Consider the following 26,415-nt stretch of genomic DNA (forward strand, 5'->3'; position numbering starts at 1 on the left):
ATAGCTCGCATGCCGCCCCCAATATTGTGAGTCGTTAACACCGAGCGAGCGAAACATGTCACATTGGACTTAACAGAACAAGAACAACCGTGATGGAGGTATCGCCGGCGATCCGCGACGGTTGGGGCGGGCTCGGCGCGGCGCGACCCGATTAACAATCGACCTGCCCCAAAACAGGGCATTGTTTAACTTTCATTAACAAGCTCGCTTGACTTTTAGTTCACCATTTCGCAGAGGCGAGTTTGGCGTTTCGAATGCGTCAATCCGATCATTTTGAAGTGCTGCGGGGGGCAAAGTCCGGCACGCTTCAGGCAAGGGTGCGGGCCATGAACGACCGTCGAGGATTGCTTAAAAATCGCAACGGGGCCGCGGCCGCGGAATATGCGCTGGTGCTGGCGATTGCCGGCGCTGCGCTGACCTTTGGTGCGCTCGCGCTTGGCACCGCAATCACCGATTCGGCCGGCAATGACAGCCAGTGCATCGCCGCCACCGCCTCGACCAACGCCGACTGCTGATCCTTAGCACTTGATTTCGCCCGCTCGACCCCGGACGAGGGGCTGATGCTGACCGTCTCGCTCATCCTGTCCCTAACGATTGCTGCCAGTGGCGACTGGGCGGCGTTCGATCGCGGGGGTTCGTGCGAGGCGGTATCACGATCCTTGTCGGTGCCGCGAAAAGGCGACGATCAGCCGCGGGTCGCCATCACTTTCGATCGCGCCGGATTGCGCCGCGGGGAAGTATCGGTCCGGTTGCGGCGGGCGGTGCGACCGGGATCATCGGTGATCCTGACGATCGGCGAGCAACCCTTCCTGCTGCCCGGGCGCGGCGGCGATGCCTGGAGCCGCGGGCCGCGCCAGGAAAGCGCGATCATCGCCGCGATTCGCCGCGAGGCCGGGATGCGGGTCGAAGCGCGCGACACGGCTGGTCGGCGGACGGTCGATCGTTACTCGCTCGGCGGCGCACCGACCGCGATCGATGCGGCCGCTGCCCGGTGCGCAAGCAAGCGCTAGAAATTTCGCCACAATCCCACTACATGGCGGCTCATCCATGAGCGCCGATACCACCCTGATGTCGATCCCCGGACCGGCCGACCCCTTGCCCGTGCCCCGCGCGGCGGTTCCGCGCGCCGATGGCAAGGTCGAGCTGATCGGGCTTCCCCGCGAGAAGATTCGCGCGGCGTTGGAGGGTGCCGGGCTCGAGCCCAAGCAGGCCAAGCTGCGCGCCAAGCAGATCTGGCACTGGATCTATAATCGCGGGGTCGGCGATTTCACCGCGATGACCGATGTCGGCAAGGCGCTGCAAGCGTGGCTGACCGAGCGGTTCGTCGTTACCCGGCCCGAAGTGATCGAGGCGCAAGTGTCGACCGATGGCACGCGCAAGTGGCTGCTCCGCACGCATGATGGCCATGATTTCGAAATGGTGTTCATTCCCGACGCCGACCGCGGGACCTTGTGCGTCTCGAGCCAAGTCGGTTGCACCTTGAACTGCACCTTCTGCCACACCGGGACGATGAAGCTGGTGCGCAATCTCGATCCGGCGGAGATTGTCGGTCAGGTGATGCTGGCCCGCGACGCGCTTGGCGAATGGCCGTCATCGCAAGAGGGGCGGATGCTGACCAACATCGTGATGATGGGGATGGGCGAGCCGCTGTATAATTTCGATAATGTTCGCGATGCCTTGAAGATCGTGATGGACGGCGACGGGCTTGGGCTGTCGAAGCGCCGGATCACATTGTCGACCTCGGGCGTGGTGCCGATGATGGCCCGCGCGGGCGAGGAGATCGGGGTCAATCTGGCGGTTTCCCTTCACGCGGTAACGAAGGAAGTGCGCGACGAGATTGTGCCGATCAACCGCAAATATGGCATTGAGCAATTGCTGCAGGCGTGCGCCGATTATCCCGGTGCCAATAATGCGCGGCGGATCACGTTCGAATATGTCATGCTCAAGGACAAGAATGACAGCGACGCGGATGCGCGCGAATTGGTGCGGCTGATCCACGCTTATGATCTGCCCGCCAAGGTCAACCTGATCCCGTTCAATCCGTGGGAGGGTTCGGCCTATTTGTGCTCGACCCCGGAGCGAATCAAAAGCTTCTCGAGCATCATCTTCGCCGCCGGAATTTCCGCGCCCGTGCGAACTCCCAGGGGGCGCGACATCGACGCCGCCTGCGGCCAGTTGAAGACCGCCGCCGAGAAAAAGAGCCGCGCCCAGCTTGATCGCGAAGCCGCCGCTTAAAGTCCAAGCGTAACTATTGCAGTGTTTGACCGAATAGTTAGGCTTACTCGCAAGGAGAATTCGGCATGGCGCTGATTGACAAATTGCTCGGCAAACTGATCCGCAAGGGCCAGCTGACTGTCATCATGCCGGGCGGCGAGCTGCATGTGTTCGGTCCGGGCGGCGGCAAGTCGCTGACGGTCCGCGTCGCCGATCGCAAGACCGCCTTCGCCATCGCGCGCAATCCGCGCCTCGGCTTGGGCGAGGCCTATATGGACGGCAAGGTGACGGTCGATGACGGCGACATCCTCGACCTAATGCAATTGATCATCGGCGCCAATCCGTGGGAAGCGAAGGGCGGTGGCCGCAAGGCGCTAAACAAGGGCAAGCGCAAGTGGATCAACCTGTTCCGCCGCAACGAGGCCAAGCAATCGCGCAAGAACGTCGCGCATCATTACGATGTTGGCAACGACCTCTATCGCCTGTTTCTCGACGATGACCTGCAATATAGTTGCGCGTACTTCACTGACCCGGGCAACAGCCTGGAGCGGGCGCAGTCAGACAAGAAAGCGCACATCGCCGCCAAGCTCAACCTCAAGCCTGGCCTGAAGGTGCTCGACATCGGCTGCGGCTGGGGCGGGACCGCGCTTTATCTGAACCGCGTCGCTGACGTCGACGTGCTCGGGGTGACGCTGAGCGAGGAGCAATTGAAGGTCGCCCGCCAGCGCGCTGCGGACGCCGGGGTATCCGACCGGGTCAAGTTCGAGCTGATCGATTATCGCTCGGTGACCGGCACCTATGACCGGATTGTCTCGATCGGCATGTTCGAACATGTCGGAGCCAGGCATTTCGACGAATTCTTCGCCACCTGCCGCGAATTGCTGACCGACGACGGCGTGATGCTGCTTCACACGATCGGCAAATATGGCAAATCCAGTGCGCCCGATCCGTTCACCGACAAATGGATTTTCCCGGGCTATCATTTGCCCTCGATCAGCCAGCTTTCCGCGTCGACCGAGAAGATGAAGTTCATCATCAGCGACTTCGAGATTTTGCGGCGGCACTATGGTTATACGCTGACCCATTGGCTGCGGCGGACGCAGCAGGCCAGGGCCAAGATCATCGCGCTTTACGACGAGCGCTTTTACCGGATGTGGGAATTCTACCTCGCCGGCGGGGTGGTTGCGTTCGAAAATGGATCGATGTGCAACTTCCAGGTGCAATATGTCCGTGACCGCAACGCGCTGCCGATAACCCGCGATTACATGATCGAGGCTGAGCGACGCTATCGCGAGATTGGCGACGCGCCACCGCCCGCTCCAAAACCGAAGCGAGCGCGCGCTAAGAAACTGACGCCTGCTTAGCGGCCCCTGAGCTCGGCCACCAAGGCCGGAGCGGGATAAATATGCTCGAGCGCTTGCTGGATGGCGTCGGTCGAGACCGCGACGGTGCGGTTGATCGTCCCGTCATAGCCGTAATTGCCGCCGAGCGAGTTGATGTTGCCATCGAACGCCGCGCCGATCACCGCACCTGACTTGTCGATCACTGGCGATCCCGAATTGCCGCCGATGATGTCGTTGGTCGTGACAAAGTCATAGGTCGCCCGGCCGTCGATCTTGGCGCGATTGGCGATGAACGCGGGAGGCAGGTCGAACGGATCGGCGCCGGTCGCGCGGTCGAAGGTGCCCGCCAGCACGGTTCGAGTCGGAACCATCTGGCCACGCTCCATCCAACCCGCGACCTTGCCGTAACTGACGCGGAGCGTGAACGTCGCGTCGGGATATTGGGTCGCGCCATAGGCCGCGAACCGGGCATCGGCGAGCTTGGCCTGGGCAGCGGTCAGCGGTCCGTCGACCTCGGCATCGAAGCGCTTCTGCAACCCGCGATCATTGGCATCGAGGGTCCGCGCATAGACGATCATCGGATCGGTCGAGGCGGCGATTGCGGCCTGGCCCCCGTCCCACAATGTCTTGCGCACGGCGGGATCGGCCAGCTTGGTGCCGCCGACCAGCCGCGCGGCGAGCGCTTCTGGCGATTCCTTGCCGAGCAGCAATTTGGTCTGGGGATCGTCAGCGCCGAGATATTCACGCGACTTGGACAGCGACCAGTCCATCGTCAACTGGTCGAGCCACGGAGTGATGGGTCGCTCGTCGAGTAGCCTTTTTTCGACCAACGGAAGCGATGAATCCGAATAGCCTGGATAGCGGTCGGCATTGGGCTTGGTCCGCTCGGCGGCGGCGCGGACCAGGGTCATGGCATAACCGAACAGATCGCCCGACGGCGTCGAGAAGCGGCGCGCGATGTAGAAGTTGCGGTAGGCGCGCATGGCCGCATCGACTTCGGTCCACGGATTGGCACTACCGGCGGTCAGCGTGCGGCGCTGGAGATCGGCTTCGGCGGCGGCCAGCTTGCCGGTGAACGCCGGATCGCCGAGCGCCTTGACCCGTCCGATCTGGACCTTGAGGCTGTTTTCGATCCCGCCCAAGGTCTCGAACGCTTCACGGTGACGCTCGGGGCTTTGCGCCATCGCGGTGATCAGGCGGCCGCGATATTCTGAAAAGGTCGCGAGCGTGATCGGCAGCGCCACTTCGCGCTGGAAGGCAAGCTGCGCCTGGGTTTGCAAACGGGCGGTCGATCCGGGGTTGCCGACGACGAACGTCGCTTCGCCATCGATCGGTGCGCGCGCTGCCCATTTGAGATGCTGCGGGGTCGCGACCGGCTTGCCATTTTCGTAGGCGCGCAGGAAGCTGGCATCCATTGAATAGCGCGGGAAATTGAAATTGTCGGGATCGCCGCCGAATTGCGCGGCTTGCGCTTCGGGTGTCCACACCAGCCGGACGTCGGAATATTTGCGATAGGTGTAGAGTTTGTACTGGCCGCCACCGTAGAGGCTGACGACCTGGCAGCGGGTCGTCGCGGTTTCGGCGCAACCCGCTTTTTCGATATCGGCGATGACCGCCGAGCGCGCCTTGACCGCGGCCTCGCCCTTGGCAGCGCCGATTGCGGCTTTGACCCGCGGCGTTACGTCGGCGATTGAGGTCACCACCTCGGCTTGCTGTCCGGCGCACTTCAACTCACGTTCACGGCTGACGGCGGTGTAGCCAGTCTTGAGCAGGTTGTTGGCATCAGTCGAATTGTCTTCGGTGCAGCCTGCGACGCAATGATGGTTGGTCAGGATCAGCCCGTCGGGCGAGACGAAGCTGGCCGAGCAGCCGCCGGTCAGACGCACTGCCGCGCCGCGCACTTTGTCGAGCCACGCCTGGTCGGGCGCCCAGCCGTAAGCGGCCTTCATCTTGGCGGCGGGGAAAGCGTCGATCGTCCACATGCCCTCGTCGGCATTGGCGGCGGCGAGGGGGAGCGAAACGAACGACAGGAAGGCGGCAGCGCGCGCAATGCGGTTGGAAGACAAGATAATCCCCTTGAGGCTGGATGGTCGCGGCGCAGACTGCCCGAAAAAAAGGGCCCGGCGCAATGCCGGACCCTTGGTTATTCGACGAAAGGCGGAGGCTTAAAGCGTGCGGCCGCGCTGAAGCTTCATTTGCCCGTGCATCGCCTTGCGTTCGTCGGGCGTCACCTGCCCATTGTGATCGGCATCGGCACGATCAAACCGCTGCAGCGACGCGGCGGTCAATTCCTGAAGCGAGATGCGACCATCATTATTGGCGTCGGCCATCTTGAGCATATGCGCGCCCATTCCGCCGCCGCCCATCCGGTAACCGCCGGCCGGACGATCGCCCGGCATGACGGTCGGCGCGGTGCCGCGGCCACCCATGCTTTGCCCACGCGGTTGGCGAAAGCTGTCATATTCCGAGCGACTGATCATGTTGTCGCGGTTGCGGTCGAGCCATTCGAACGCAGCCTGTTGACGACGTTCCTTGCGTGCGTCGCGTCCGTGGTTTTGCCCGCCCATCGCCTGCATCTCATCCGCAGCGATGAAGCCGTCGCGATTGGAATCCATCTTGGCAAAATGTTTTTGCGCCTTGGCAACGACCTCCGCGCGGGTCTGGACCCGGTTGCCGCCCCCGTCTTGCTGCGGCATGTTCATCGCCGGGGTCTCCACCGTCGGCGGTTGCATGCCTTGCGCGAAGGCGGCACCGGCCATTGCCATTGCCGCAGTACCAATCAAAAACTTGGTCATGATCGTCTCCCTCATCAATGCTGAACCGGGAATAAACGCCGCTTCCTGTATCGCGCTTGAATGGCGCGGTGCGTGGTGGCAAGCGGCTGGCCATGACCCAGACCCACTTTCCCGACCAAAAGGTGCGCCGCGTTGTCCTCGCTTATTCTGGCGGGCTCGACACCAGCGTGATCCTCAAATGGCTCCAGCAAACCTATGGCTGCGAAGTCGTGACCTTTACTGCCGATCTTGGCCAGGGCGAAGAGATCGAGCCGGCGCGGGCGAAGGCGCAAGCGATGGGGGTCAAGCCGGAGCATATCTTCATCGACGATTTGCGCGAGGAATTCGTCGCCGACTACGTCTATCCGATGATGCGCGCCAATGCGCTTTATGAAGGGTTGTATCTGCTCGGCACCTCGATCGCGCGGCCGCTGATCGCCAAGCGCCAGATCGAGATTGCGCGCCAGGTCGGCGCCGATGCGGTCAGCCACGGCGCGACCGGCAAGGGTAACGACCAGGTGCGGTTCGAGCTTGGCTATTATGCGCTGGCCCCCGACATCAAGGTCATCGCCCCGTGGCGCGAATGGGATTTGACCAGCCGCACCGCGCTGATCGACTTTGCCGAACAACATCAGATTCCGGTGCCCAAGGACAAGCGCGGCGAATCGCCATTCTCGACCGACGCCAATCTGCTGCACACCTCGTCCGAGGGCAAAGTGCTCGAGGATCCATGGGCCGAAGTCCCGGATTACGTTTACTCGCGCACTGACGATCTGGTCGCTGCCCCCGACACGCCCGAGGAGATCGCCATCACCTTCAAGGGCGGTGACGGGGTCGCGGTCAATGGCGAGGCGCTGAGCCCGGCGATGCTTCTGACCAGGCTCAACGCGCTCGGCAAGCTGCACGGCATCGGCCGGCTCGACCTGGTCGAGAATCGCTTCGTGGGGATGAAGTCGCGTGGGATGTATGAGACGCCGGGCGGGACGATTTATCACGCCGCGCACCGCGCAATCGAGCAATTGACCCTCGACCGCGGGGCAGCACATCTCAAGGATGAGCTGATGCCGCGTTATGCGGAATTGCTCTACAACGGCTTCTGGTTCAGCCCCGAGCGTGAGATGTTGCAGGCGGCGATCGACCTCAGCCAGTCCAAGGTCGATGGTGAGGTGCGGATGAAACTCTACAAGGGCGGTGTCCACATCACCGGGCGGCGTTCACCCAACAGCCTTTACAGCGAGAAGGTCGTGACCTTCGAAGACGACGCCGGCGCTTATGACCAGCGCGATGCCGAAGGGTTCATCAAGCTGAACGCGCTTCGCCTCCGCTTGCTCGGGCGGCGCGACGGCGGCACAGGGGCGTAGGCGACGGCGCATCGCCGCCCGCAAATCTGACCGGGTGCGAATGAAGGGGGCGAGGGAATGAACGCAGGGGCGGCACGACAGGGGCGACCACGATCGGCGCTCACCCTGCTCGACAGTCGCGCCGCCTTCGCGCTGTTGGTTCTGCTATCGGCGATTCCGCTGCTCGGGCCGGACGTCTCGCCATTGGTCGATGTCCCGGGCCACATGGCGCGCTACCGCGTGATGCTCGGCACCGATGCGGCGACGCTTGGCCAATATTATTCGTTCGAGTGGAAGCCGATCGGCTACATCGGGTTCGAGCTGTTGGTGTCGCTGATCGCGCCGATCACGGGGCTCGAGCCAGCGGTCAAGCTGCTAACGATTGCGATCCCGATGATCGCCGTCGCCGGAATTCTCAACCTGTCGCGGGTCGCACACGGATCGGTCCAGCCGAGCGCCTTGTTCGCCGTTCCGCTCGTCTATCATCTGACCTTTCTCTACGGCTTCCTCAATTACACTATGGCGATGGCGCTGATGCTCAACGCGCTGGCGCTGTGGCTGTGGCTAGGCAAGCGCGACCAGTTACGCCTTCGGGCGTTGCTGTTCGTGCCGATTTCGGTGTCGATCTGGCTGTTCCACGTGATTGGCTGGATGGCGCTTGGGCTGGTCATCTTCATGGCCGAATGGGCGAGCCGGCGGGAACGGGGCGAGCCGCATTTCCGCGCGATCCTGTGGGCCGCCGTATCCTGCCTGCCGATGTGCTTGCCGATGCTCGCCTTCCTCAACTGGAGTCCGGCCGGGGGCGGGGCGGCCGACGGGATCTGGATGAGCCTCCGGGCCAAGCCGTTATGGCTGCTGACGGTGTTGCGGGACCGCTGGATCATGTTCGACCTGGCCTCGGTCGCGGTCCTCCTGGTGATGCTGTATTACGGCTGGCGCAGCCCGGTGCAGCGCTATAGCCGGCCCTTGCTGGCGGCGGTTGCGGGCCTGTTCGCCTTGTTCCTGGTGATGCCGTTCCAGCAGGCTTTTGCCGATGCGCGGCTGGCCCCCTATCTGTTCATCCTGGCATTGGTTGCGATCGGCCCGGCCAAGGCCGATCGTCCGGTATCGAACAATTTCCTGCTTTACGCCGGACTTGCCTTTGTTCTGGTGCGGATGGTCGGCGCGGCGATCAGCATCTCGATCGAATGGGACAGCTGGAAACAGCGGCTCGTGGCGCTCGACCATCTGCCCTACGGCAGCCGGGTAGTCGCCTTTTCGACTTTTCCGTGCGAGCAGGGATGGCGGATGCGGCGGAGCGGCCACATTGCGGGCATGGCGGTGGTCCGTCGCGGCTCCTTCTCCAACGATCAGTATAATCTTGGTCCAAGCGCGCTGCTGACGGTCAAGGAACGCGGTCTTGGCCGGTTCGCGCTCGATCCGTCGCAGGCCGTGGCCGATCGTCATTGCGGGGCTATGATTGGCGACCCGACGCTTGGCGAATCGCTCGCCGAATTTCCGCGCGACAAGTTCGACTATGTCTGGCTGATCGATCCGCAGTTGCGCCCGGGTATGGCTCGCGGGTTGCAACCGGTGTGGAGCGACGGGCGCGATATGGTGCTCAAAATCGACCATGACCGTGGATCCTGATCCGCCGCCCGGTGCGACCCCGGCGCAACGGCCGATAGTGGGGTTGCCGCACTTGCTGGCGAGCGAGCCAGCACCGCCGGCCGCGCCCAAGGGCGAGCCGCGCCCGTGGTGGGAAAGCCGCGCTTTCGTCGCGGCAATGATCGCGCTTGCGTTCGTGCCGTTACTTTATCCCCCGGTCCCGCCCTTGGTTGACCTGCTCGGTCACATGGGGCGCTATCGGGTCGAACTCGACGTCGGAAGCTCGCCCGACCTGCAGCGTTATTACAGTTTCCAATGGCATTTGATCGGCAATCTCGGGGTCGATCTGCTGATCGTCCCGCTGGCCAAGTTGGTCGGGCTGGAAATGGCGGTCAAACTGATCGCGATGAGCATTCCGCCGCTGACGGTTGCCGGCTTCCTGTGGGTTGCGCGGGAGGTGCACAACCGGTTGCCCCCGACCGCGGCACTGGCCTTGCCGTTTGCGCTGTCGCACCCGTTCCTGTTCGGCTTTCTCAATTACACGCTGGCGATGGCGTTGGCGTTCCTCGCCTTTGCGTTGTGGCTCCGGCTCGGTCGGCTGGGCAAGACCAGGCTTCGGGCGATCCTGTTCGTACCGATCAGCTTTCTGCTGTTCGTCTGTCACACCTTCGGCTGGGGGACGCTTGGCTTATTGTGTTTCTCGGCCGAGGCAGTGCGCCAGCATGACAAGGGCATCAGCTGGTGGCGGGCCGCGCTCAAGGCTGCGCTGCATGCGCTGGTGATGGCGGGGCCGGTGGTGCTGATGCTGGTGTGGCGAAGTGACGTTGCCGGCGCACCAACCCACGGCTGGTTCAATTGGGTTGGCAAGGGCCAATGGGTGGCACAGGCGTTGCGCGATCGCTGGCAATGGATTGATATTGCGATCCTGGTGGCGATCGGGCTGTGCGGGCTGCTCGCGCTGGCGACGCGTTGGTTCACTTTGTCGCGCAACCTCGCTTTCTCGGCGATGGTGCTCGCGGTCGCTTTTGTGCTGCTGCCATGGACGGTGTTCGGTTCGGCCTATGCCGACATGCGCCTCGCGCCGTTCGTGCTGGCGGTGATCGTGTTGGGGATCCGGACCAAGTCCAGGCCGCCGTTCACGTTCGCCAGCGTGCTTGCGGTCGTCGCGACCAGCGTGTTCGTGGCCAAGGTTGCGATCACCGCCACCAGCCTGGCCATCGCGTCCGACCGGCAGGATCGCCAGCTAGCCGCGCTCGATCTTGTCCCGCGCGGCGCGGCCCTGGTCTATCTGGTCGGCCAGCCCTGCACCACGATCTGGCCGTTGTTCCGCGAATCGCATCTTGGCGCGATGGCGATCGTGCGGCGTCATGCTTTCTCTAACGACCAATGGGCGATCGACGGCGCCAATCTGCTTACGGTTCATTACCGCCCGGCGGGACATTTCCGCGCCGATCCGTCGCAAATGGTCAGCGATCAACGCTGCAGGCGCCCCAAATCGCCGCCGGTCGACCTGGCGATGCGGGCGATCCCGCGGAGCGCGTTCGCCTATGTCTGGCTGGTCGATGTCCCGCGCTTCGACCCCGCCTCGCTGGCTGGCTATCGCGAAATCTGGCGCGGCGAGGGCAGCGCCCTCTATGCGAAGTCGTCGCCAGCCGCCAAAGAGGCACCATGACCGCGCTTTCGATCGTCATTCCCTGCTTCAACGAACAGGAATGCCTGCCCACTTTGCACCAGCGGCTGACCGCTGCCGCGACCGCCGCCGTCGGCAGCGATTATGAATTGGTGCTGGTTAATGACGGGTCGAAGGATCGCACCTGGTCGATGATGCAGGAATTGGCGGCGACCGATCCCCACCTCGTCGCGATCAACCTGTCGCGCAACCACGGCCACCAACTGGCACTGACCGCAGGGCTCGACCTGGCCCGGGGCAAGACCATCCTGATTATCGACGCCGACTTGCAGGACCCGCCCGAGCTGCTCGGCGACATGATCGCCACGATGCGCCGTGAAGCGGCCGACGTGGTCTATGGCGTGCGCACCCAGCGCGCTGGCGAAACGCGCTTCAAACGCGCCACTGCCCACGCTTTTTACCGCATGCTCGCCGCCGCGACCGAGGTCGAAATTCCAGTCGACGCTGGCGATTTCCGGCTGATGAGCCGCCGTGCGCTCGACGCCCTGTTGGCAATGCCCGAACAAGCGCGCTTCATCCGCGGGATGGTGGCGTGGATCGGCTTTCGGCAGGTGCCCTTCCCTTACAATCGCGACGAACGTTTCGCCGGGGTGACCAAATATCCATTGTCGAAGATGATCCGCTTCGCGCTTGATGCGCTAACCGGCTTCTCTTCGGCCCCGTTGAAGCTCGCGAGCCACGCCGGACTTGCGCTGGCGTTCGGATCGCTGCTGATCATCCTCTACATCCTGTTTGCCTGGATGGGCGGCAAGACGATCCAGGGCTGGACCTCGCTGATGCTGGTGGTGGTGGTGCTTGGTGCGGTGCAGATGTTCGTGCTGGCGCTGATGGGCGAATATATCGGGCGGCTCTACAGTCAGTCGAAGAACCGACCGCTCTATATCGTCCAGGACATTGCCGGTGGTGGCGCGGCGCGATTCGGCAGCGAACGCCTTGGCAGCGGCTTGGGGATCGTCGCTTCAGCGGAAGGTCCAGCGGCGGTGGAGCCAGAAGGTCATCAGCGGAGTGAGCGCGATATTGGGGATGATCGGCCACCAGGTCGCCCCGCCCAACCGCTCGACCAATAACCACACCCAGAAGCTGTTGATCGCATAACCGACCAGATTGACCGCGACGAAGCGCAAGCCCATCCGGCCATGATCGTCGCGATCCCCGTGGCCGGCAAAGCTGATCCAGCCATGTGCGAAATAGCCAACGATCACCCCGACGATCCACGCAATCGCAATCGCCACCAGTGGCGAGGTCGTGCGGGTTTCGGCCAGCGCATAATAAATTGCCTGGCCACCAGCCGTGATTGCCGCGCCGATGACGGCGTAGCGGATCAGCTGGAGCAAGGCGGCGCGCTGTTTGGGGTCGGCGAGCGCGCGATCGATGCGGTTCTTCACCGTCTTGCGGCGGCTTCGATCTTGGCCTTGGCCATGGCGATCGGCTTGACCAGTGCGCCGGGGATCATCCGCACGGCGGCGCGGCGCAGCAGCCACTTGAAGTCACCGCCAATGGTCAGCGGCTGATCGTCGGGCACGCGGGTCGCGAGCATCGCCGTGGACAGGCGCTTCTGCCCGGCGGCGTTGGCGTAAACATAGCTGTTGAAGCGGTACCAGGCCATGACGCCATCCTTGCCGACCAGACCCGGACGGACAAAGTCAAATGCCGCAAAGCCATGCGCGGCGAACTTGGCGCGCCAATATTCGGGCGGCTGTTCGTTGACATGATGCTCGCCACCTTGGTGCGGGACCGCCGCTGAAAAGAGGATGACATCGCCGTGAGTGATCAAGTTGTCGACGAACAGATCGGCCTTGGCGTGGGGCAGATGCTCGGCTACTTCGAGCGTCTGGACGAGGTCAAACTTGCGCTTGAGATCGAGCGGGGTGGCGAGGTCGTGGGCGAGGAAATTGCCCGCCGGGATCGCCAGTTGCTGCAAACTGACATAGTCTCCATCGACCGCAATCACGTCCTTCACGCCCGCCGCCAGCCACTCCGCCGCCCACGCGCCATGACCCGCGCCAATGTCGAGCAGGCTGGCGATTTCCATCTCGGGAAGCAGCAATCCGGCCACCGCGCGCGCCGATCGGCGCGACCCGGCGTCGATATAATCGTAGAAGTCATGGCTATATTGATGCTCGATCATTCGCGCCCGAACCTGCTTCTTGGCTTGCTGTTAAGTGCTGGCACGCTAGAGCGCGAAACCTAATCAAGTGCAAGGATCAGCGGTGCCCGAACGGTTTGTGACCATCATTGACCGGCATTGGCGCAGCCTCGCGATCCTCGCCTGGGCGTTGTTAGCCGCCTGGCTTATCTATTCCAAGTGGAACAATATCGCCGGATTCGTACTCAGCGACACCGACGACAATATGCGCATGGCGCAGGTCCGCGCGTGGCTCAACGACGGGCAGGGCTGGTACGACCTTCGGCAATATAAGCTCGACTGGCCGACCGGGGCGAACATCCACTGGTCGCGGCTGGTCGATTTGCCGCTGGCCGGCCTGATCCTGATCGGACGGCTGTTCCTGACCGGCCCGCAGGCCGAGCAATTCGCCATCGCGGTGGCGCCATTGCTGCCGCTCCTGTTGCTGATTTTCGCCTTGTCGCTGACCGTCCGGCGGCTGGTTCATCCCGCCGCGTGGCCCCTCGCGATCATCTGCCTGTTCTTTGCCGGATCGGCGACCGGGCAGTTCGTACCGACGCGAATCGATCATCACGGCTGGCAGCTGGCTTTTCTTGCGCTGGGCATTTCAGGGATTGCCGACCCGAAGCGCGCGCGGGGCGGCGCAGTGCTCGGCCTCGCTGCGGCGCTGTCGCTCAGCATCGGGCTCGAATCACTGATCTACATCGCGCTTGGCGGCGTCACGATGGTGCTGTTCTGGGTTGCCGAGCGCGATGAGCGGCGGCGGCTCGCGACTTATGCCGGCAGTCTGGCCGGTGGATGCGCGGTTGGTTTCCTGGTCTTCGCTTCCTATGCCAATCGCCTGCCGGTGTGCGACGCTTTGTCGCCGGTGTGGCTGGCCGATGCACTGCTTGGCGGCGCGTTGATGCTCGGCCTCGCCTGGTGGTCGCCGGCCAAATGGCAGGTGCGGCTGGGCGGCGCATTGGTCGCGGGCCTGATCATTGCTGCGTTTCACGCACTGGCCTGGCCGCATTGCCTGACGCGCCTCGAAGGGGTCAGCCCCGAGGTCACCAAATTGTGGCTCAGCCATGTCCGCGAGGCGCGCCCAATCACCCAGCATGGCTGGCGGATCGGGCTGATCATTCTCGCGCTTCCGGTCGCCGGGCTGATCGGCTGGGGCGCTTTGGTCTGGCGGCATCGCATCAACCCCGACCTGCTGCGCCGCTCGCTCGGCGCGGCGGTTCCGGCGTTTGCGGCAGCTGGCCTGTTATTCTGGCAGGTCCGCGTCGGACCCGCGTCGCAGGTGCTCGCTGTTCCTGGCGCGGTCACTTTGGTCGCGATCCTGGCGCCGATCGCCTTCCGGTCGAACAATAGCGTGGTCCGGGTCCTTGGTACCGCGCTCGCGGTGCTGAGCGGGCTCGGCGCTCTGGTTCCGTTAGGGATCGATTATGTCGCCCCGGGCAAGCCACAAACAATGCGCGATCGGATGATTGCCAAGGCCAATTCATCCTGCCCCTCGCTCAAGGCGATGCGCCCGGTGGCCAAGCTTCCTGCGGGCACGATCTTTACCTTTGCCGATCTCTCGCCGCGGCTGATCACCGTCACCCATCATCGGGCGATTGCCGGCCCCTATCACCGCAATGGTCAAGCGATCCTCGATTCGATGATGCTGTTCCGCGGCTCGCCCGACAATGCGCGCGCCTTGCTCGCCAAATATCACGCCGATTATCTGATGACCTGCCCGCTGTTCAGCCAGGCGACGGTCTATTCCGCCGAAACTCCCAAGGGCTTTTATGTCCAGCTTGAAAAGGGCCAGGTGCCGAACTGGCTCGAGCCGGTCGATCTGGGCCCGAAGTCGCCGCTCAAATTGTGGAAAGTGAAGCCCTAACCCGCGAGGCCCGGAAGGCTGCGCTCAAGCCCGTCGAGCACGAACTGCGCGGCGAGCGCGGCGAGGATGACGCCGAGGATGCGGGTAATCATCGCTTCCAGCTTGGGGCCGACGAACTTCATCAGTGGCCCGGCGGCGAGCAAGGCGAGCAAGGTCAGCGCCAGTACTGCGGTCATCGCGCCGAAAACGATCAAGCCCTCGACGGTGCCTTCGGCGCGGGCGCTCATCAGCATGATGGTGGCGATCGATCCCGGCCCGGCGATCATCGGGATGGCCATCGGAAACACGCTGATGTCGTCGGCGTCGGGGGTGCCCTTCAATCCCTCAGCACGCTCCTCACGGCGTTCAGTGCGGCGCTCGAACACCATGTCGAGCGCAATCATGAACAGCATGATCCCGCCCGCCAGGCGGAAGGCGGACAGGCTGATGCCCAGCGTCCGGAGCAGGGGTTCGCCGAGCAACGCGAAAAACATCAGGATGAACCACGCCACCACCACCGACCGGACTGCCATTGCGCGGCGATGCCTAGAGTCGGTGCCAGCCGTCAGCGATGCGAAAATCGGCGCGCAACCCGGCGGGTCGATGATCACCAGCAGGGTGATGAAGGCGGTGGTGAATAATTCGGTCATTTGGCGGACGCGGCCACCTTGTCTTCGATCACCATCTGGTAGCGCGCGCCATTCCATTGATAGATTAGCAGGCGACGCTGGCCGCGCGGACCAACGTTGATCAGCCACGCCAGCGACTGGTCTTTCGAATGCTGCGACTTGGCCAGAATCACGCCGCTCGGCTTGCCCTTGCATGACGCGATGAAGGGCGAAATGTCGCCGCCTTCGCCGCGCGCGAACTTCTCGGGTTCACCGGCGTCGTAAATCCATTTCCAGCTCCCGTCGGCCTGCCGCGTCCAGATGGTGGTGAAGTAACCGACCGCCTTGCCATAGCCGCGCACCCACGGCCCGGTATTGACCGCGACCGTCCCGTCGCAGCTGACATAGCTTCGCCCCGGCCACCAATAAACGCTGGTCGGCGGGTCGGCGCGATCCTTGAGCCAAGCCTGTGCGTTGACCCGCTCGGGAACGAACATCGCTGCATCATCGGCGGCATATTTGCGGAAGGCGGTCCACTGGCCGATTTTCTGCGCGTCGGCGGCAAAGGCGCGCTCGGCGTCGATCGCGGTCATTGGCGCGGGCGCGGCCACGACGAGTAACAAAGCCAGGATCATAGCGACTTCTCCATCTCGAGTCCCTCACGGCGGGCGGCGGACACCAGGGTATTGCGGATCAGGCAGGCGATGGTCATCGGCCCGACCCCGCCCGGCACCGGCGTAATTGCGCCGGCGACCTGCGATGCGGATGCGAAGTCGACATCGCCGGTCAGGCCTTCTTCGGTGCGGTTGATGCCGACGTCGATTACGGTCGCGCCGGGCTTGAGCCAGTCGCCGCTAACCATGTTGGGCCGACCGACCGCGGCAATGACGATGTCCGCCCCGCGCACGACGCCGGGCAAATCGCGGGTGCGGCTGTGGGCAATGGTCACGGTGCAGCTAGCCGAAAGCAGCAACAGCGCCATCGGCTTGCCGACAATGTTCGACCGACCGATCACTACCGCCGACTTGCCTGACAAATCGCCAAGCTCGGCCTGGAGCAATTTGAGGCAGCCCAGGGGCGTGCAAGGGACAAAGCCGTGGAGGCCGATCGCCAGTCGCCCGGCATTGACCGGCGAAAAGCCGTCGACATCCTTGTCGGGATTGATGCGGGTGATGATGACATTCTCGTCGATCTGCGGCGGCAGCGGCAACTGGACCAAGATTCCGTCGACCGCTGGGTCGGTATTGAGCGTGTCGACCAAAGCGACCAGCTCGTCCTGGGTGGCGGTGGCGGGAAGGCGATGCTCGAAGCTGAGCATCCCCGCCTCGATCGTCGCCTTATGCTTGGAGCGGACATAGACCGCGCTGGCCGGATCTTCCCCGACGAGCACCACCGCGAGCCCCGGCGCGCGGCCGGTGGCGGCATGAAATCTGGCGACTTCGGCGCCAACCGTGGCGCGGAGTGCGGCCGCAGCGGCTTTGCCGTCGATGATCCGGGCGGTCATACCGCCGACGAAGCAAGGTCCATCGCCGCCCCGGCGAGCAATTTCTGAAGCACCATGATCAGCAACAGAATCACCAACGGCGAGAAATCGAGCCCGCCGAAATCGGGCAATATCTTGCGGATCGGGCGATACAGCGGGGCCGTCAGTCGGTCGAGCGCCGTGGCGAACGAGCGGACGAACGGGCTGTTGAAGTTGAGCACGTTGAACGCCAGCAGCCAGCTGAGGATCGCCTGGACGATGATGACCCACCACAATACGCTGAGCAGCATGATGGCGATCTGAAAGAGCGAAAGAGCGATGTTCATTCCCGCGCTCTAGCCGCCCTCGGCGACGCGGGCAATTGCAGGCGTCAGGGCGCAAAGCGATCCGGATGCGCCTCGCACAGGATGATCACGAACGCTTCGTGCGGCGCAAGCCATTCGGTAATCGGGGTCCAGCCGCCGGCGAGCAGCAGCAATCGCGCGCCACGCTGGCCATATTTATGGCTATTTTCGGTGTGGATCGAACGTCCTTCGGCGAAAGCGAATTGCTGCCCCGCGACGCTGAATTCGACATCGCGTTTGGCGACCAGATGCATTTCGATCCGCCCCAGCATGTCGGCCCAGCGCGCCTCATGCGCGAAGGCATCGACCGGGATGTCGGCGTCGAGCTCGCGGTTGATCCGTTCGAGCAGGTTGAGGTTGAACTGCGCGGTCACCCCCTCGGGGTCGTTATAAGCCGCGACCAGTCGGTCGACCGGCTTGATCCGGTCCATCCCGATCAGCAGCTTCGACCCGGTGCCCAATATATCGCGGAAATGGCCGAGCAAGGCCGCCGCGCTCTTGGGCACGAAATTGCCGATCGTCGATCCGGGGAAGAAGCCGAGGCGGTCCAACCCGTCGATCTCGCTTGGTAATACAACGTCCTGGGTGAAGTCGCCGATCACCGGGTGAACCGCGACCCGCGCATGGTCGGCATCGACCACCGCCGCGCTGGCTTCCAGATACTCGCCCGAAATATCGATCGGGACATAGGCCTTGGGATGCACGGCCGCGAGCAGCAACGGGGTCTTGGTCGCCGCGCCCGCACCGAACTCCACCACCGCTCCGCCCGGCGCGACATAGGTCGGCAAATCGACCATTACCTGCTCGAGCAAAGCGGTCTCGGTCCGGGTCGGATAATAAGCCGGCAGCCGCGTGATCTCGTCGAACAATTCGGATCCGCGCCGATCGTACAGCCAGCGCGCGGGAATCGCCGGCACCGGCTCGGCCAGCCCGCGAAGCACGTCGGCACGGAAAGCGGGGTCGATCTCGACCATCGTGTCAGGCGTCTCTTGCAAGTCGAACTCCGGTAAATTGCCAGCGCGCGGCCGGGGGAAAGAAATTGCGATAGGAAGCGCGGCTATGACCACGCGGGGTGGCGCAGGATGCGCCCTTCAGCACGAACTGCCCGCACATGAACTTGCCATTATATTCGCCGACCGTCCCCTCCTCGGGCGTGAATCCCGGATAGGGCAGATAGGCGCTCATCGTCCACTGCCAGCAATCGCCAAACGGACCGCCGCCGGGGCGGGGCAGGACGGAGCCGGCATTATCGAGCTGATGGCCGCTATAGGGATCGGCGCCGTCGAACATTGCCTCCCATTCGGCCTCGGTCGGCAATCGCGCGCCTGCCCAGCGCGCGAAGGCGTCGGCTTCGTAATAGCTGATCATCACGACCGGCGCGGCGCGGTCGATCTCGCGGCGGCCGGCGAGGGTGAAATACGACCCGTCATCGTTCCAGTAATGCGGCCGCCCGATGCGATTGGCCTGGACCCAGTCCCAGCCTTCGCTCAGCCACAGGTTCGGGTCGCGATAGCCGCCGTCGGCGATGAATTGCTGCCATTCGCCATTGGTGACGAGGCGGTTGGCGATGGCGTGGGGGCTGAGCAAGGCGCGGTGGCGCGGGCGCTCGCAATCGAAGGCAAATGTGGGGCCGGTCGCGCCAATCTCGACGATCCCCTCGCGTCCCGACAGCCACGAGATTGGCTCGGTCGAATGGCACGGCGCGGGCGCAAGCTCGCCATAGGCCGGCTCGAGCGGATTCTCCGCAAAGGTCGCGAGAATGTCGGTCAACAGCAATTCCTGATGCTGTTGCTCGTGCTGGATGCCGATCTCGACCAGTTTCAGCGCCGCCTCGGGCAGGCCAGGCATCGCATCGGCCATCGCCGCATCGACCACCTGCCGCCAGCCGCGCACCTCGTCGAGGGTCGGGCGGCTGATCATCCCGCGGCGGCAGCGCTCGTGGCGGTCGCCCTCACCATTGTAATAGCTGTTGAACAGGAACGGCCAGCGTTCGTCATGGAGCTGGTATCCCGCCACATGGTCGCGCAGCACGAACGTCTCGAGGAACCAGCTAGTGTGCGCCAAATGCCACTTGGCGGGCGAGGCGTCGGGGTGCGGCTGGATTGTCGCGTCGGCGTCGGACAAGGGCTCGGCCAGTGCCAGCGTCAGCGTGCGCGTGGCCGCTAGCCGCCCCGCCAAATCCTCGCTTACTGGCCGCGTGTCGCGCCGGGTTGCCACAGCACATCGCCCCCTTCAGTTGCCGCCACCGAACGCGCGGCGACGAACAAATGGTCCGACAGGCGATTGAGGTAAGCGATGGCGTGGTGATTGACTGCTTCGCTCGCCATCAGCGCAACCGCCGCCCGCTCGGCCCGTCGGACGACCGCGCGCGCGACATGTAGCGCCGCGACCGCGCCCGATCCGCCGGGCAGAATGAAGCTGGTCAGCGCGGCCAGATCGGCGTTCATCACGTCGATCCCGCCCTCGATCCGCGCGACCTGGCCGGGCGTGATCCGCAGCGCGCCCTCAATCTCGCCGGGGGTGGCGAGATCGGCGCCAAGGTCGAACATCTCATTCTGGATCAGCCGCAACCGGTCGGCCAGTATCTCATGCTCGTCGTCGAGCGCCGCGATGGCGACCCCGATGAAGCTGTTGGCCTCATCGACCTCGCCGATCGCGGTCAGCCGCAGCCCAGCCTTCGACGTGCGGCTGCCGTCGACCAGCCCCGACGTGCCGTCATCCCCGGTGCGGGTGTAAATCTTGTTGAGCTTGACCATCGGTCGGAAAGCGGAGCGTCAGCCCCGACCGCCGCCGGCGGCGAGCAGGATCACCACCACGATGACGATCGCGATGCCCTGGAACAGCACCCGTTTCTGCATGTAATTTTGCTGGATCGCACCCGACGCGTCCTTGCCATTGGCCATTGAAATGACCCCGCGGACGAGGACGTAAGCGGTCGCGCCCATGGCGACGACGAGGGCGATGATCAGCAAGGTGTTCATAAGGCCCTATCTAAGCAAGGATGAAGCGGAATCCTAGGGGCAGTTCGCCGCGTCCCAAGCGGGCGGCGAGCGCCGGGCCGTCGACCCCCGCATCGCGCAGTGCGGCGAGTGTCGGCGCAAGGTCGCGCTTGGCCAGCCGCCGGCCGTCGTCATGTGCGACAATCGGGTGATGGAGATAGCGTGGCTCGGGCAAACCAAGCAGCATCTGGAGTAGTCGCTGGACCGGGGCCGAGGGCCGCAAATCCGCCCCGCGCACCACCAGCGTCACCCCGCTCGCTGCATCATCGACCACGCAGGCGAGGTGGTAAGCGGCGGGGGCATCCTTGCGGGCGAGGATAACGTCGTCGATTCGGGCAGACGTGAATTGCGCACCGTCGGCTTCGGTCCATGTGGGCACCGCCGCCAACGCGATTGCCTTTGCACTGTCGAGCCGCCAGCTGTGCACCGCCGCCGCCCGCCGCGCCGGATCATCGGCCAGCCCGCGACACGTCCCCGGGTAGGCCGCCCCGACTTCGCCATGCGGCGCGCTCATCGCTGCGGCGATATCGGCGCGGGTACAAAAGCAAGGATAGGCCAGCCCCTGATCGCGCAGTTTCTCCAGCGCGCCGGAATAAATCTCGGTCCGCGCGGACTGGACCAACACCGCGCCGTCCCACGCAATCCCCAACCACTGCAAATCCTCGAAAATGCCGTCGATAAATTCGGCCCGGCACCGCCCCGCATCCAGATCCTCGATCCGCAGCAAGAATTGTTGCCCGGCCGATCGCCCGACGATTGCTGAGTAGGCATGCCCCAAATGCAGCCGCCCACTTGGGGACGGCGCGAAGCGCGAAGTGATCACTGACGTAACATCAAGCTTGACCGCGACTCTGCAATGGTTGATTCATCATCCTGTCACGCTGGCTTGGCATCCAGCTGGTCACAAGGGAAGCGGCCTGGAACGGCCTCTCCTCCTTGCGTGCGACGGGGCCGGGGGAGAGCCGTTCGGGCGACCGAACGAAAGGCTCTGCGCGTCGTGTATCATTCCGATCTTATCCGCCATCCCGATGGCTGCCCTGCCTTGGTGCTCAACGCCGATTACACGCCGCTGAGTTACTATCCGCTCAGCCTGTGGCCGTGGCAGACCGCGGTCAAGGCGATGTTCCTCGAGCGGGTCGACGTGGTCGCCCATTACGACCGCGAAGTGCATTCGCCCAACCATACGCTCAAATTGCCGAGCGTGATCGCGTTGCGCTCGTTCGTCCGGCCCAATGAATATCCGGCGTTCACGCGGTTCAACCTGTTCCTGCGCGATCGTTTCTGTTGCGTCTATTGCGGCAGCCACAAGGAATTGACCTTCGACCATGTCGTCCCGCGCGCGCAGGGGGGGCGGACAACGTGGGAGAATGTCGCCACCGCCTGCGCCCCGTGCAACCTCAAAAAAGGCGGCCGCACTCCGCGCCAGGCGAGCATGCCGATCCACCGCGAACCGATCCGCCCGACCAGCTGGCAATTGCAGGACCACGGCAAAAGCTTCCCGCCCAACTACCTCCACCGCAGCTGGCGCGATTATCTCTATTGGGACATCGAGCTGGAGGCGTAGAGGGCCAACTGACGGCAAGGAGTGTGGCATGTTTGATCGCCTAAAAGCGCGGCTTGGGGGCAACGTAAATTCCACCGGTCCGACTGGCGGAGACCAAGAGCGAATCTTCCTGGATGGCGCGTATCGGCTCCACAAAACCGAAGATGTATCGCGTTTCACAGCATTGGCCGTTGATGCCTTCCCTCAATTTCAGCAGCGTATCACGTGCTTCGGGGCTAGTTGGCTAGGCTGCCAGTTTGCGACCGACGAAGCCAGAATCGTCGGTGGGGATCGCCAGATTTTGCTACTGGAGCCTGGCACTGGTGAAGCGCTGGAAATCCCGGTTGGCTTCAGTGCATTTCACGACAGCGAACTCGTTCAACAATCCGACGCGGTTGCAGCCTTCAGCTTTTTCAATGCGTGGCGTGCGGCTGGTGGCGAAGCGCCGCAGTACGACCAGTGCGTCGGCTACAAGCAACCGTTATTTCTCGGTGGATCGGACGATCTGTCGAACCTCGAGATCACTGACTTCGATGTTTACTGGAGCATCGCCGCCCAGATCTTGCAAAAGGTGCGCGGTTTGCCAGCCGGCACATCGATGCGACAGATCGGGATTGCCGATTAGCGGGCGGCGTTGACCGGGGCGCTGACGAATTGCATCGCCGTGTTTCGTTTTTGCCCCGTGCTGAGGTGTCTTGAAACCCGTTTGGTCCTTCCTAAATCCGCGTCCGCCGGTCGCCAATTGGGGCCGGCGACGGGGCGTCGGCTCCAGCCTTCGCTCCGCCACGTTGCTCAATGGAGGACAGGACAATGCGTAGTGCTTTTGACTTTTCGCCGTATCGTCGTTCGGCCATCGGCTTCGACCGGTTGTTCGACATGCTCGAAACCAACGCCGCGAGCCCGACGCAGGAGAATTATCCGCCGTTCGACCTCATCCAGCTGGACGAGAATGAATATCGGATCGACCTTGCCGTGGCCGGGTTCAAGCGCGATGAAATCGACATCACCGCGCAGCAGAACGTGCTGGTGGTTGCCGGAAAGAAAGGCAATGGTGACGATCAGACCTTCATCCACCGCGGGATCGCGACCCGCTCGTTCGAGCGCCGCTTTGCGCTGGCCGACCATATCAAGGTCCGCGACGCCGATCTCAAGGACGGCCTGCTGTCAGTGACGCTGGTGCGCGAGATTCCCGAAGCGATGAAGCCGCGCCGGATCGATATCGGTGGTGCCGAACGGCCGGCGATCGGTGGCGACGAGCGCCAGTCGGACTCGACCCGGACGATCGAAGCGGAAGTTCAGCCCGCCTGACGGGCAGCGATCGGATGTCCCCCGGAGCTTCGGCTCCGGGGGCATTCCTAGCGCAGGGGTAACAAATGCCTGGCCGCCTCGGCCACCCGTGTGCCGATCTCCGGATCGTCGAGTGCCAGCGCCAGATTGGCCAGCACGAAGCCCAATTTGTCGCCGCAGTCGTGGCGCACCGCGTCGACTGTCACCGCGTGGAAGGGCTGGGTGCCGATCAGTTTGGCCATGGCGTCGGTCAGCTGGATTTCGCCGCCCGATCCGGGCTCGGTCGCGTCGAGGATTGCCATGATTTCGGGCTGGAGGATGTAGCGGCCGATTACGCCGAGGCGCGACGGGGCGGCGGCGGGGGCGGGTTTTTCGATGAGGCCGAGCACTTGGGTGCGGTTGCCGTCGATCTCGCCCGGGGTGATGATGCCATAACTCGCGGTCCGCTCCGCCGCGACTTCCTCCGCGCAGACGATGTTGCCGCCGAGGTCGTTGTACGCTTCGACCATCTGCTTGAGCGCGCCAGGGGTTCCGGCCATCAGATCATCGGGCAGCAGCACCGCGAACGGTTCGTTGCCAATGATATGGCGCGCGCACCAGACGGCATGGCCAAGCCCGAGCGCCTGTTGCTGGCGGACGCTGACGATCTCACCAAAGCCGGTCCGCGCTGCCTCGAGCGCATGGAGGCTCTTGCCGCGACCGCGCATCGTGGCTTCAAGTTCAAAACCGACGTCGAAATGATCCTCGAGCGCGCCCTTGCCGCGACCAGTGACGAAGATCATCTGCTCGATCCCCGCCGCGCGCGCTTCTTCGACAGCGTACTGGATCAGCGGCTTGTCGACGATGGTCAGCATTTCTTTGGGAGTCGATTTGGTCGCGGGCAGCAGCCGCGTGCCGAGCCCAGCCACCGGGAAGACGGCTTTCCGAACCGGACGAATGCTCATTTGGGGTCGCTCAACGTCGGCTTTTCCGACGATGTCGGTTCGGCGGTTTCAGGCAAAGGCGCGGCACCGCCGTCGGGCGGGGGCAGGTCGAAGCGGTCGGCCTTGCGCGGGACCGATTTCTTCAAAATCTCGTCGACCCGCTCGGGGTGCGAATCGACCCTTGGCGTGAGCAATTCCTCGGCGGTCGGGGCGACCTGCGCCATCGCCGGCTTGACCGGTAGCGCCTCGCCCTTGGGCGGTTTCAATGGGCCAAGCGTGCCGCAGCCGGTGAGCGCGAGGGCGGCAATCAGGATCGCGATACGCTTCATGCTCTACTCCGGCGCGCCGCCCGCGCGGCTGCGATCGCTTCTGCTACCCTGATCGGCGCTGTCCCGCCAGCCGAGGTTCGCGATGCGACCGACGCCTCGACCGACAGCCGGGGCAGCGCGGCCTCGGCAATGCGCGGATCGATCGCTTGCAGTTCGCTGAGGCTAAGCTGGTCGAGCGCCTTGCCGCTGGCCTCCGCCGCCGCCACCGCGCTGCCCGCGATGTGATGCGCCTCGCGGAATGGCACCCCCGCCTCCCCAGCCAGCCAGTCGGCGAGGTCGGTCGCGGTGGCGTGACCGGCGGCGGCCGCAGCGCGCATCTTGTCGGGCACGAAGATGAGGTCGGCGATCATTCCCGCCATCGCTGCCAGCCCCAAAGTCAGATGGTCGTGCGCGGCGAACAACGGCGGCTTGTCCTCCTGTAAATCCTTGGAATAAGCGAGCGGGAGTCCCTTCAACAGCACCAGCAACGACACCAAATTGGCGATGATACCCGCGCTCTGGCCGCGCACCAGTTCCGCCGCATCGGGGTTGCGCTTGTTGGGCATGATCGAGCTTCCGGTCGACCAGGCGTCGGGCAATTTCACGAATCCGAACATCGGGCTCGCCCACAAGATGATCTCCTCCGCCAGCCGCGACAGATGGACCGATGTCAGCGCCGCCGCATGGAGATAATCGACCACGAAATCGCGATCCGACACCGCGTCGAGGCTGTTCGCGCTCGGTCGGTCGAACCCCAGTTCTGCCGCGACCGAAGCGCGATCGAGATCGAACCCGGTCCCTGCCAGCGCCGCGCTGCCAAGCGGCGATTCATTCATCCGCACCCGCGCATCGGCAAAGCGGCTGCGGTCGCGGCCAAGCATCGCGAAATAGGCCATGAGGTGATGGCCCAAGGTCACCGGCTGGCCTGACTGCAAATGCGTGAACCCCGGCATCACCGTCCCGACATTTTGCTCGGCCCGATTCAGCAGTGCTTCCTCAAGCGCGTCGATTCCGGCAAGCGCTTGGTCGATCGCGGCGCGAACGAACAAGCGAAAGTCGGTCGCCACCTGGTCGTTGCGCGACCGCGCGGTGTGGAGCTTGCCCGCGACCGGCCCGATGAGCTCGGTCAGCCGGTGTTCGACATGCATGTGGATATCCTCGAGCGCGGGATCCTCGACCAATTTGCCGTCGGCATATTCGGCCGCCACTTGGTCCAGCCCAGCGTCGATCGTCGCCGCTTCCTCGCCAGATAAAATGCCCTGCCGCCCGAGCATCGCGGCATGCGCCTTTGACGCGGCGATGTCCTCGCGCCATAGCCTTTTGTCGACCGCGATCGAGGCATTGATCTCGCGCATCACCGCGGCCGGGCCGCCGTCAAAGCGCCCGCCCCACATTGGATTGGAATTGCCTGTGCCTGTCTCGCCGCGGCTGATCGTCTTGCTCCTCATCGGCCTCATCGCTGCCGGCTGCGATAGGCAAAAGGCCGAGGCGCCTCAAGCACAAGCCACCAATGACGCCGCGCCCGCCGCGCCTGCCGCAACCGGCAAGGGCGTCGACCGCAACCACAAGGGGGAGGCCGCGCCGACGGCAATGTTCAAGAACCCCGACGACGGCGACTTCAATATCGCCAAGTTCAAGGGCGTGCCGGTGCTGGTCAATCTGTGGGCCAGCTGGTGCGCGCCATGCGTCAAGGAATTGCCGACGCTCCAGAAACTCGAGGCAGCGCAGGGCGCCGACGGCAAGCTCGCAGTGATTTCGGTCAGCCAGGACAGCGCGCCCAAAGGGTCGGTCGACGCCTTCTTGGCGGAGAAAAACATCGGCAAATTCGCCGCCTACCGCGATCCCGAGATGGCGCTGACCAGCGCGCTCGGGGTGCAGATCATGCCGACCACGATCCTCTACGACGCGGCGGGCAAGGAAGTATGGCGCTTCACCGGCGATCTCGACTGGACCGGGGCAGAGGCGACCAAGCTGCTCGCCGAAGCGCAATAAGCGCCCAGC

Annotated in this window: 29 protein-coding genes; 13 read left to right on the plus strand and 16 right to left on the minus strand. The window is 64.0% G+C overall.

Annotated elements, in window-relative coordinates:
- The first annotated feature begins 326 nt into the window (after positions 1–326).
- The 4 genes from RMN73_RS11330 to RMN73_RS11345 all read left to right on the plus strand — a co-directional run bounded on the left by RMN73_RS11330 (position 327) and on the right by RMN73_RS11345 (position 3,578).
- Entirely contained in the window at positions 327–515 is a 189-nt protein-coding gene (locus RMN73_RS11330; RefSeq protein WP_309603436.1) for a Flp family type IVb pilin, read from the plus strand.
- Positions 516–560: 45 nt separating this feature from the next.
- Positions 561–1,010 carry a hypothetical protein gene (locus RMN73_RS11335; protein WP_309603437.1) on the plus strand — a complete coding sequence of 150 codons (450 nt, stop codon included), beginning with the start codon at positions 561–563 and terminating at the stop codon, positions 1,008–1,010.
- Positions 1,011–1,047: 37 nt separating this feature from the next.
- Positions 1,048–2,235: a 23S rRNA (adenine(2503)-C(2))-methyltransferase RlmN gene (rlmN, locus tag RMN73_RS11340; protein ID WP_309603438.1), complete on the plus strand. Its 1,188-nt coding sequence runs from the start codon at positions 1,048–1,050 to the stop codon at positions 2,233–2,235.
- A gap of 65 nt (positions 2,236–2,300) precedes the next feature.
- On the plus strand, positions 2,301–3,578 hold the full coding sequence (locus RMN73_RS11345; RefSeq protein ID WP_309603439.1) for a cyclopropane-fatty-acyl-phospholipid synthase family protein: 1,278 nt from the start codon (positions 2,301–2,303) through the stop codon (positions 3,576–3,578).
- On the opposite strand, the gene RMN73_RS11350 is transcribed toward RMN73_RS11345, so the two are convergent.
- Positions 3,575–5,623, minus strand: coding sequence for a S46 family peptidase (locus RMN73_RS11350; RefSeq protein ID WP_309603440.1), 2,049 nt, complete (start codon positions 5,621–5,623; stop codon positions 3,575–3,577). The two genes, RMN73_RS11345 and RMN73_RS11350, sit on opposite strands and share 4 nt — an antisense overlap.
- A gap of 99 nt (positions 5,624–5,722) precedes the next feature.
- Positions 5,723–6,352: a hypothetical protein gene (locus RMN73_RS11355; protein ID WP_309603441.1), complete on the minus strand. Its 630-nt coding sequence runs from the start codon at positions 6,350–6,352 to the stop codon at positions 5,723–5,725.
- Positions 6,353–6,444: 92 nt separating this feature from the next.
- Between RMN73_RS11355 and RMN73_RS11360 the strand changes: the two genes are divergently transcribed.
- Genes RMN73_RS11360 through RMN73_RS11375 form a run of 4 tightly spaced genes read left to right on the plus strand, consistent with a single transcriptional unit; the run spans position 6,445 to position 12,015 of the window.
- On the plus strand, positions 6,445–7,692 hold the full coding sequence (locus RMN73_RS11360; RefSeq protein WP_309603442.1) for an argininosuccinate synthase: 1,248 nt from the start codon (positions 6,445–6,447) through the stop codon (positions 7,690–7,692).
- 57 nt (positions 7,693–7,749) lie between these two features.
- Positions 7,750–9,300, plus strand: coding sequence for a hypothetical protein (locus tag RMN73_RS11365; protein ID WP_309603443.1), 1,551 nt, complete (start codon positions 7,750–7,752; stop codon positions 9,298–9,300).
- Positions 9,284–10,930, plus strand: a complete 1,647-nt coding sequence (locus RMN73_RS11370; RefSeq protein ID WP_309603444.1) for a hypothetical protein — start codon at positions 9,284–9,286, stop codon at positions 10,928–10,930. Before RMN73_RS11365 ends, RMN73_RS11370 begins: the two co-directional genes overlap by 17 nt.
- Positions 10,927–12,015: a glycosyltransferase family 2 protein gene (locus RMN73_RS11375; protein WP_309603445.1), complete on the plus strand. Its 1,089-nt coding sequence runs from the start codon at positions 10,927–10,929 to the stop codon at positions 12,013–12,015. The genes RMN73_RS11370 and RMN73_RS11375 overlap by 4 nt, the downstream gene beginning before the upstream one ends.
- On the opposite strand, the gene RMN73_RS11380 is transcribed toward RMN73_RS11375, so the two are convergent.
- Entirely contained in the window at positions 11,908–12,333 is a 426-nt protein-coding gene (locus tag RMN73_RS11380) for a GtrA family protein (RefSeq protein ID WP_309603446.1), read from the minus strand. The two genes, RMN73_RS11375 and RMN73_RS11380, sit on opposite strands and share 108 nt — an antisense overlap.
- Positions 12,330–13,076: a methyltransferase domain-containing protein gene (locus RMN73_RS11385; RefSeq protein ID WP_309603447.1), complete on the minus strand. Its 747-nt coding sequence runs from the start codon at positions 13,074–13,076 to the stop codon at positions 12,330–12,332. The genes RMN73_RS11380 and RMN73_RS11385 overlap by 4 nt, the downstream gene beginning before the upstream one ends.
- An 82-nt stretch (positions 13,077–13,158) precedes the next feature.
- Between RMN73_RS11385 and RMN73_RS11390 the strand changes: the two genes are divergently transcribed.
- Positions 13,159–14,940, plus strand: coding sequence for an AcrB/AcrD/AcrF family protein (locus RMN73_RS11390; protein ID WP_309603448.1), 1,782 nt, complete (start codon positions 13,159–13,161; stop codon positions 14,938–14,940).
- Here RMN73_RS11390 and RMN73_RS11395 read toward each other — a convergent pair.
- The 9 genes from RMN73_RS11395 to gluQRS are packed head-to-tail and all read right to left on the minus strand — an operon-like array spanning position 14,937 to position 21,176.
- Entirely contained in the window at positions 14,937–15,569 is a 633-nt protein-coding gene (locus RMN73_RS11395) for a MarC family protein (RefSeq protein ID WP_309603449.1), read from the minus strand. The two genes, RMN73_RS11390 and RMN73_RS11395, sit on opposite strands and share 4 nt — an antisense overlap.
- A complete protein-coding gene (locus RMN73_RS11400; RefSeq protein WP_309603450.1) occupies positions 15,566–16,162 on the minus strand; it encodes a hypothetical protein in 597 nt (198 codons plus the stop codon). Before RMN73_RS11400 ends, RMN73_RS11395 begins: the two co-directional genes overlap by 4 nt.
- Positions 16,159–17,031, minus strand: a complete 873-nt coding sequence (folD, locus tag RMN73_RS11405; RefSeq protein WP_309603451.1) for a bifunctional methylenetetrahydrofolate dehydrogenase/methenyltetrahydrofolate cyclohydrolase FolD — start codon at positions 17,029–17,031, stop codon at positions 16,159–16,161. Before folD ends, RMN73_RS11400 begins: the two co-directional genes overlap by 4 nt.
- On the minus strand, positions 17,028–17,330 hold the full coding sequence (locus RMN73_RS11410) for a YggT family protein (RefSeq protein ID WP_309603485.1): 303 nt from the start codon (positions 17,328–17,330) through the stop codon (positions 17,028–17,030). The genes folD and RMN73_RS11410 overlap by 4 nt, the downstream gene beginning before the upstream one ends.
- Before the next feature lie 50 nt (positions 17,331–17,380).
- A complete protein-coding gene (gene egtD / locus RMN73_RS11415; protein ID WP_309603486.1) occupies positions 17,381–18,328 on the minus strand; it encodes an L-histidine N(alpha)-methyltransferase in 948 nt (315 codons plus the stop codon).
- 4 nt (positions 18,329–18,332) lie between these two features.
- A complete protein-coding gene (egtB, locus tag RMN73_RS11420; RefSeq protein ID WP_405051569.1) occupies positions 18,333–19,571 on the minus strand; it encodes an ergothioneine biosynthesis protein EgtB in 1,239 nt (412 codons plus the stop codon).
- The gene (locus tag RMN73_RS11425; RefSeq protein WP_309603452.1) at positions 19,541–20,110 is read right to left on the minus strand and encodes a cob(I)yrinic acid a,c-diamide adenosyltransferase; all 570 of its coding nucleotides are present in this window, start codon (positions 20,108–20,110) and stop codon (positions 19,541–19,543) included. The genes egtB and RMN73_RS11425 overlap by 31 nt, the downstream gene beginning before the upstream one ends.
- An 18-nt stretch (positions 20,111–20,128) precedes the next feature.
- Entirely contained in the window at positions 20,129–20,335 is a 207-nt protein-coding gene (locus RMN73_RS11430; RefSeq protein WP_309603453.1) for an HIG1 domain-containing protein, read from the minus strand.
- A gap of 10 nt (positions 20,336–20,345) precedes the next feature.
- Entirely contained in the window at positions 20,346–21,176 is an 831-nt protein-coding gene (gene gluQRS, locus RMN73_RS11435; RefSeq protein ID WP_309603454.1) for a tRNA glutamyl-Q(34) synthetase GluQRS, read from the minus strand.
- A 174-nt stretch (positions 21,177–21,350) separates the two neighbouring features.
- On the opposite strand from gluQRS, the gene RMN73_RS11440 reads away from it, so the two are divergent.
- The 3 genes from RMN73_RS11440 (at position 21,351) to RMN73_RS11450 (ending at position 23,204) form a co-directional block, all read left to right on the plus strand.
- Positions 21,351–21,917 (plus strand): HNH endonuclease, encoded by a 567-nt coding sequence (locus tag RMN73_RS11440; RefSeq protein WP_309603455.1) that lies wholly within the window; start codon positions 21,351–21,353, stop codon positions 21,915–21,917.
- A gap of 28 nt (positions 21,918–21,945) precedes the next feature.
- The gene (locus RMN73_RS11445; RefSeq protein WP_309603456.1) at positions 21,946–22,521 is read left to right on the plus strand and encodes a T6SS immunity protein Tdi1 domain-containing protein; all 576 of its coding nucleotides are present in this window, start codon (positions 21,946–21,948) and stop codon (positions 22,519–22,521) included.
- 185 nt (positions 22,522–22,706) lie between these two features.
- Positions 22,707–23,204: an Hsp20 family protein gene (locus tag RMN73_RS11450; protein WP_309603457.1), complete on the plus strand. Its 498-nt coding sequence runs from the start codon at positions 22,707–22,709 to the stop codon at positions 23,202–23,204.
- Positions 23,205–23,251: 47 nt separating this feature from the next.
- Here the strand turns inward: RMN73_RS11450 and RMN73_RS11455 are convergent, their stop codons facing one another.
- Genes RMN73_RS11455 through argH form a run of 3 tightly spaced genes read right to left on the minus strand, consistent with a single transcriptional unit; the run spans position 23,252 to position 25,808 of the window.
- Positions 23,252–24,127 carry a UTP--glucose-1-phosphate uridylyltransferase gene (locus RMN73_RS11455; protein WP_309603458.1) on the minus strand — a complete coding sequence of 292 codons (876 nt, stop codon included), beginning with the start codon at positions 24,125–24,127 and terminating at the stop codon, positions 23,252–23,254.
- Positions 24,124–24,435, minus strand: a complete 312-nt coding sequence (locus RMN73_RS11460) for a lipoprotein (protein WP_309603459.1) — start codon at positions 24,433–24,435, stop codon at positions 24,124–24,126. Before RMN73_RS11460 ends, RMN73_RS11455 begins: the two co-directional genes overlap by 4 nt.
- The gene (gene argH, locus RMN73_RS11465; RefSeq protein ID WP_309603488.1) at positions 24,432–25,808 is read right to left on the minus strand and encodes an argininosuccinate lyase; all 1,377 of its coding nucleotides are present in this window, start codon (positions 25,806–25,808) and stop codon (positions 24,432–24,434) included. Before argH ends, RMN73_RS11460 begins: the two co-directional genes overlap by 4 nt.
- Before the next feature lie 16 nt (positions 25,809–25,824).
- Between argH and RMN73_RS11470 the strand changes: the two genes are divergently transcribed.
- Positions 25,825–26,406 carry a TlpA disulfide reductase family protein gene (locus RMN73_RS11470; protein ID WP_309603460.1) on the plus strand — a complete coding sequence of 194 codons (582 nt, stop codon included), beginning with the start codon at positions 25,825–25,827 and terminating at the stop codon, positions 26,404–26,406.
- Positions 26,407–26,415 lie beyond the last annotated feature (9 nt).

Origin of the sequence: Sphingomonas sp., assembly GCF_031372575.1 — a bacterium.
In the GTDB taxonomy this organism is placed as follows: Bacteria; Pseudomonadota; Alphaproteobacteria; order Sphingomonadales; family Sphingomonadaceae; genus Sphingomicrobium.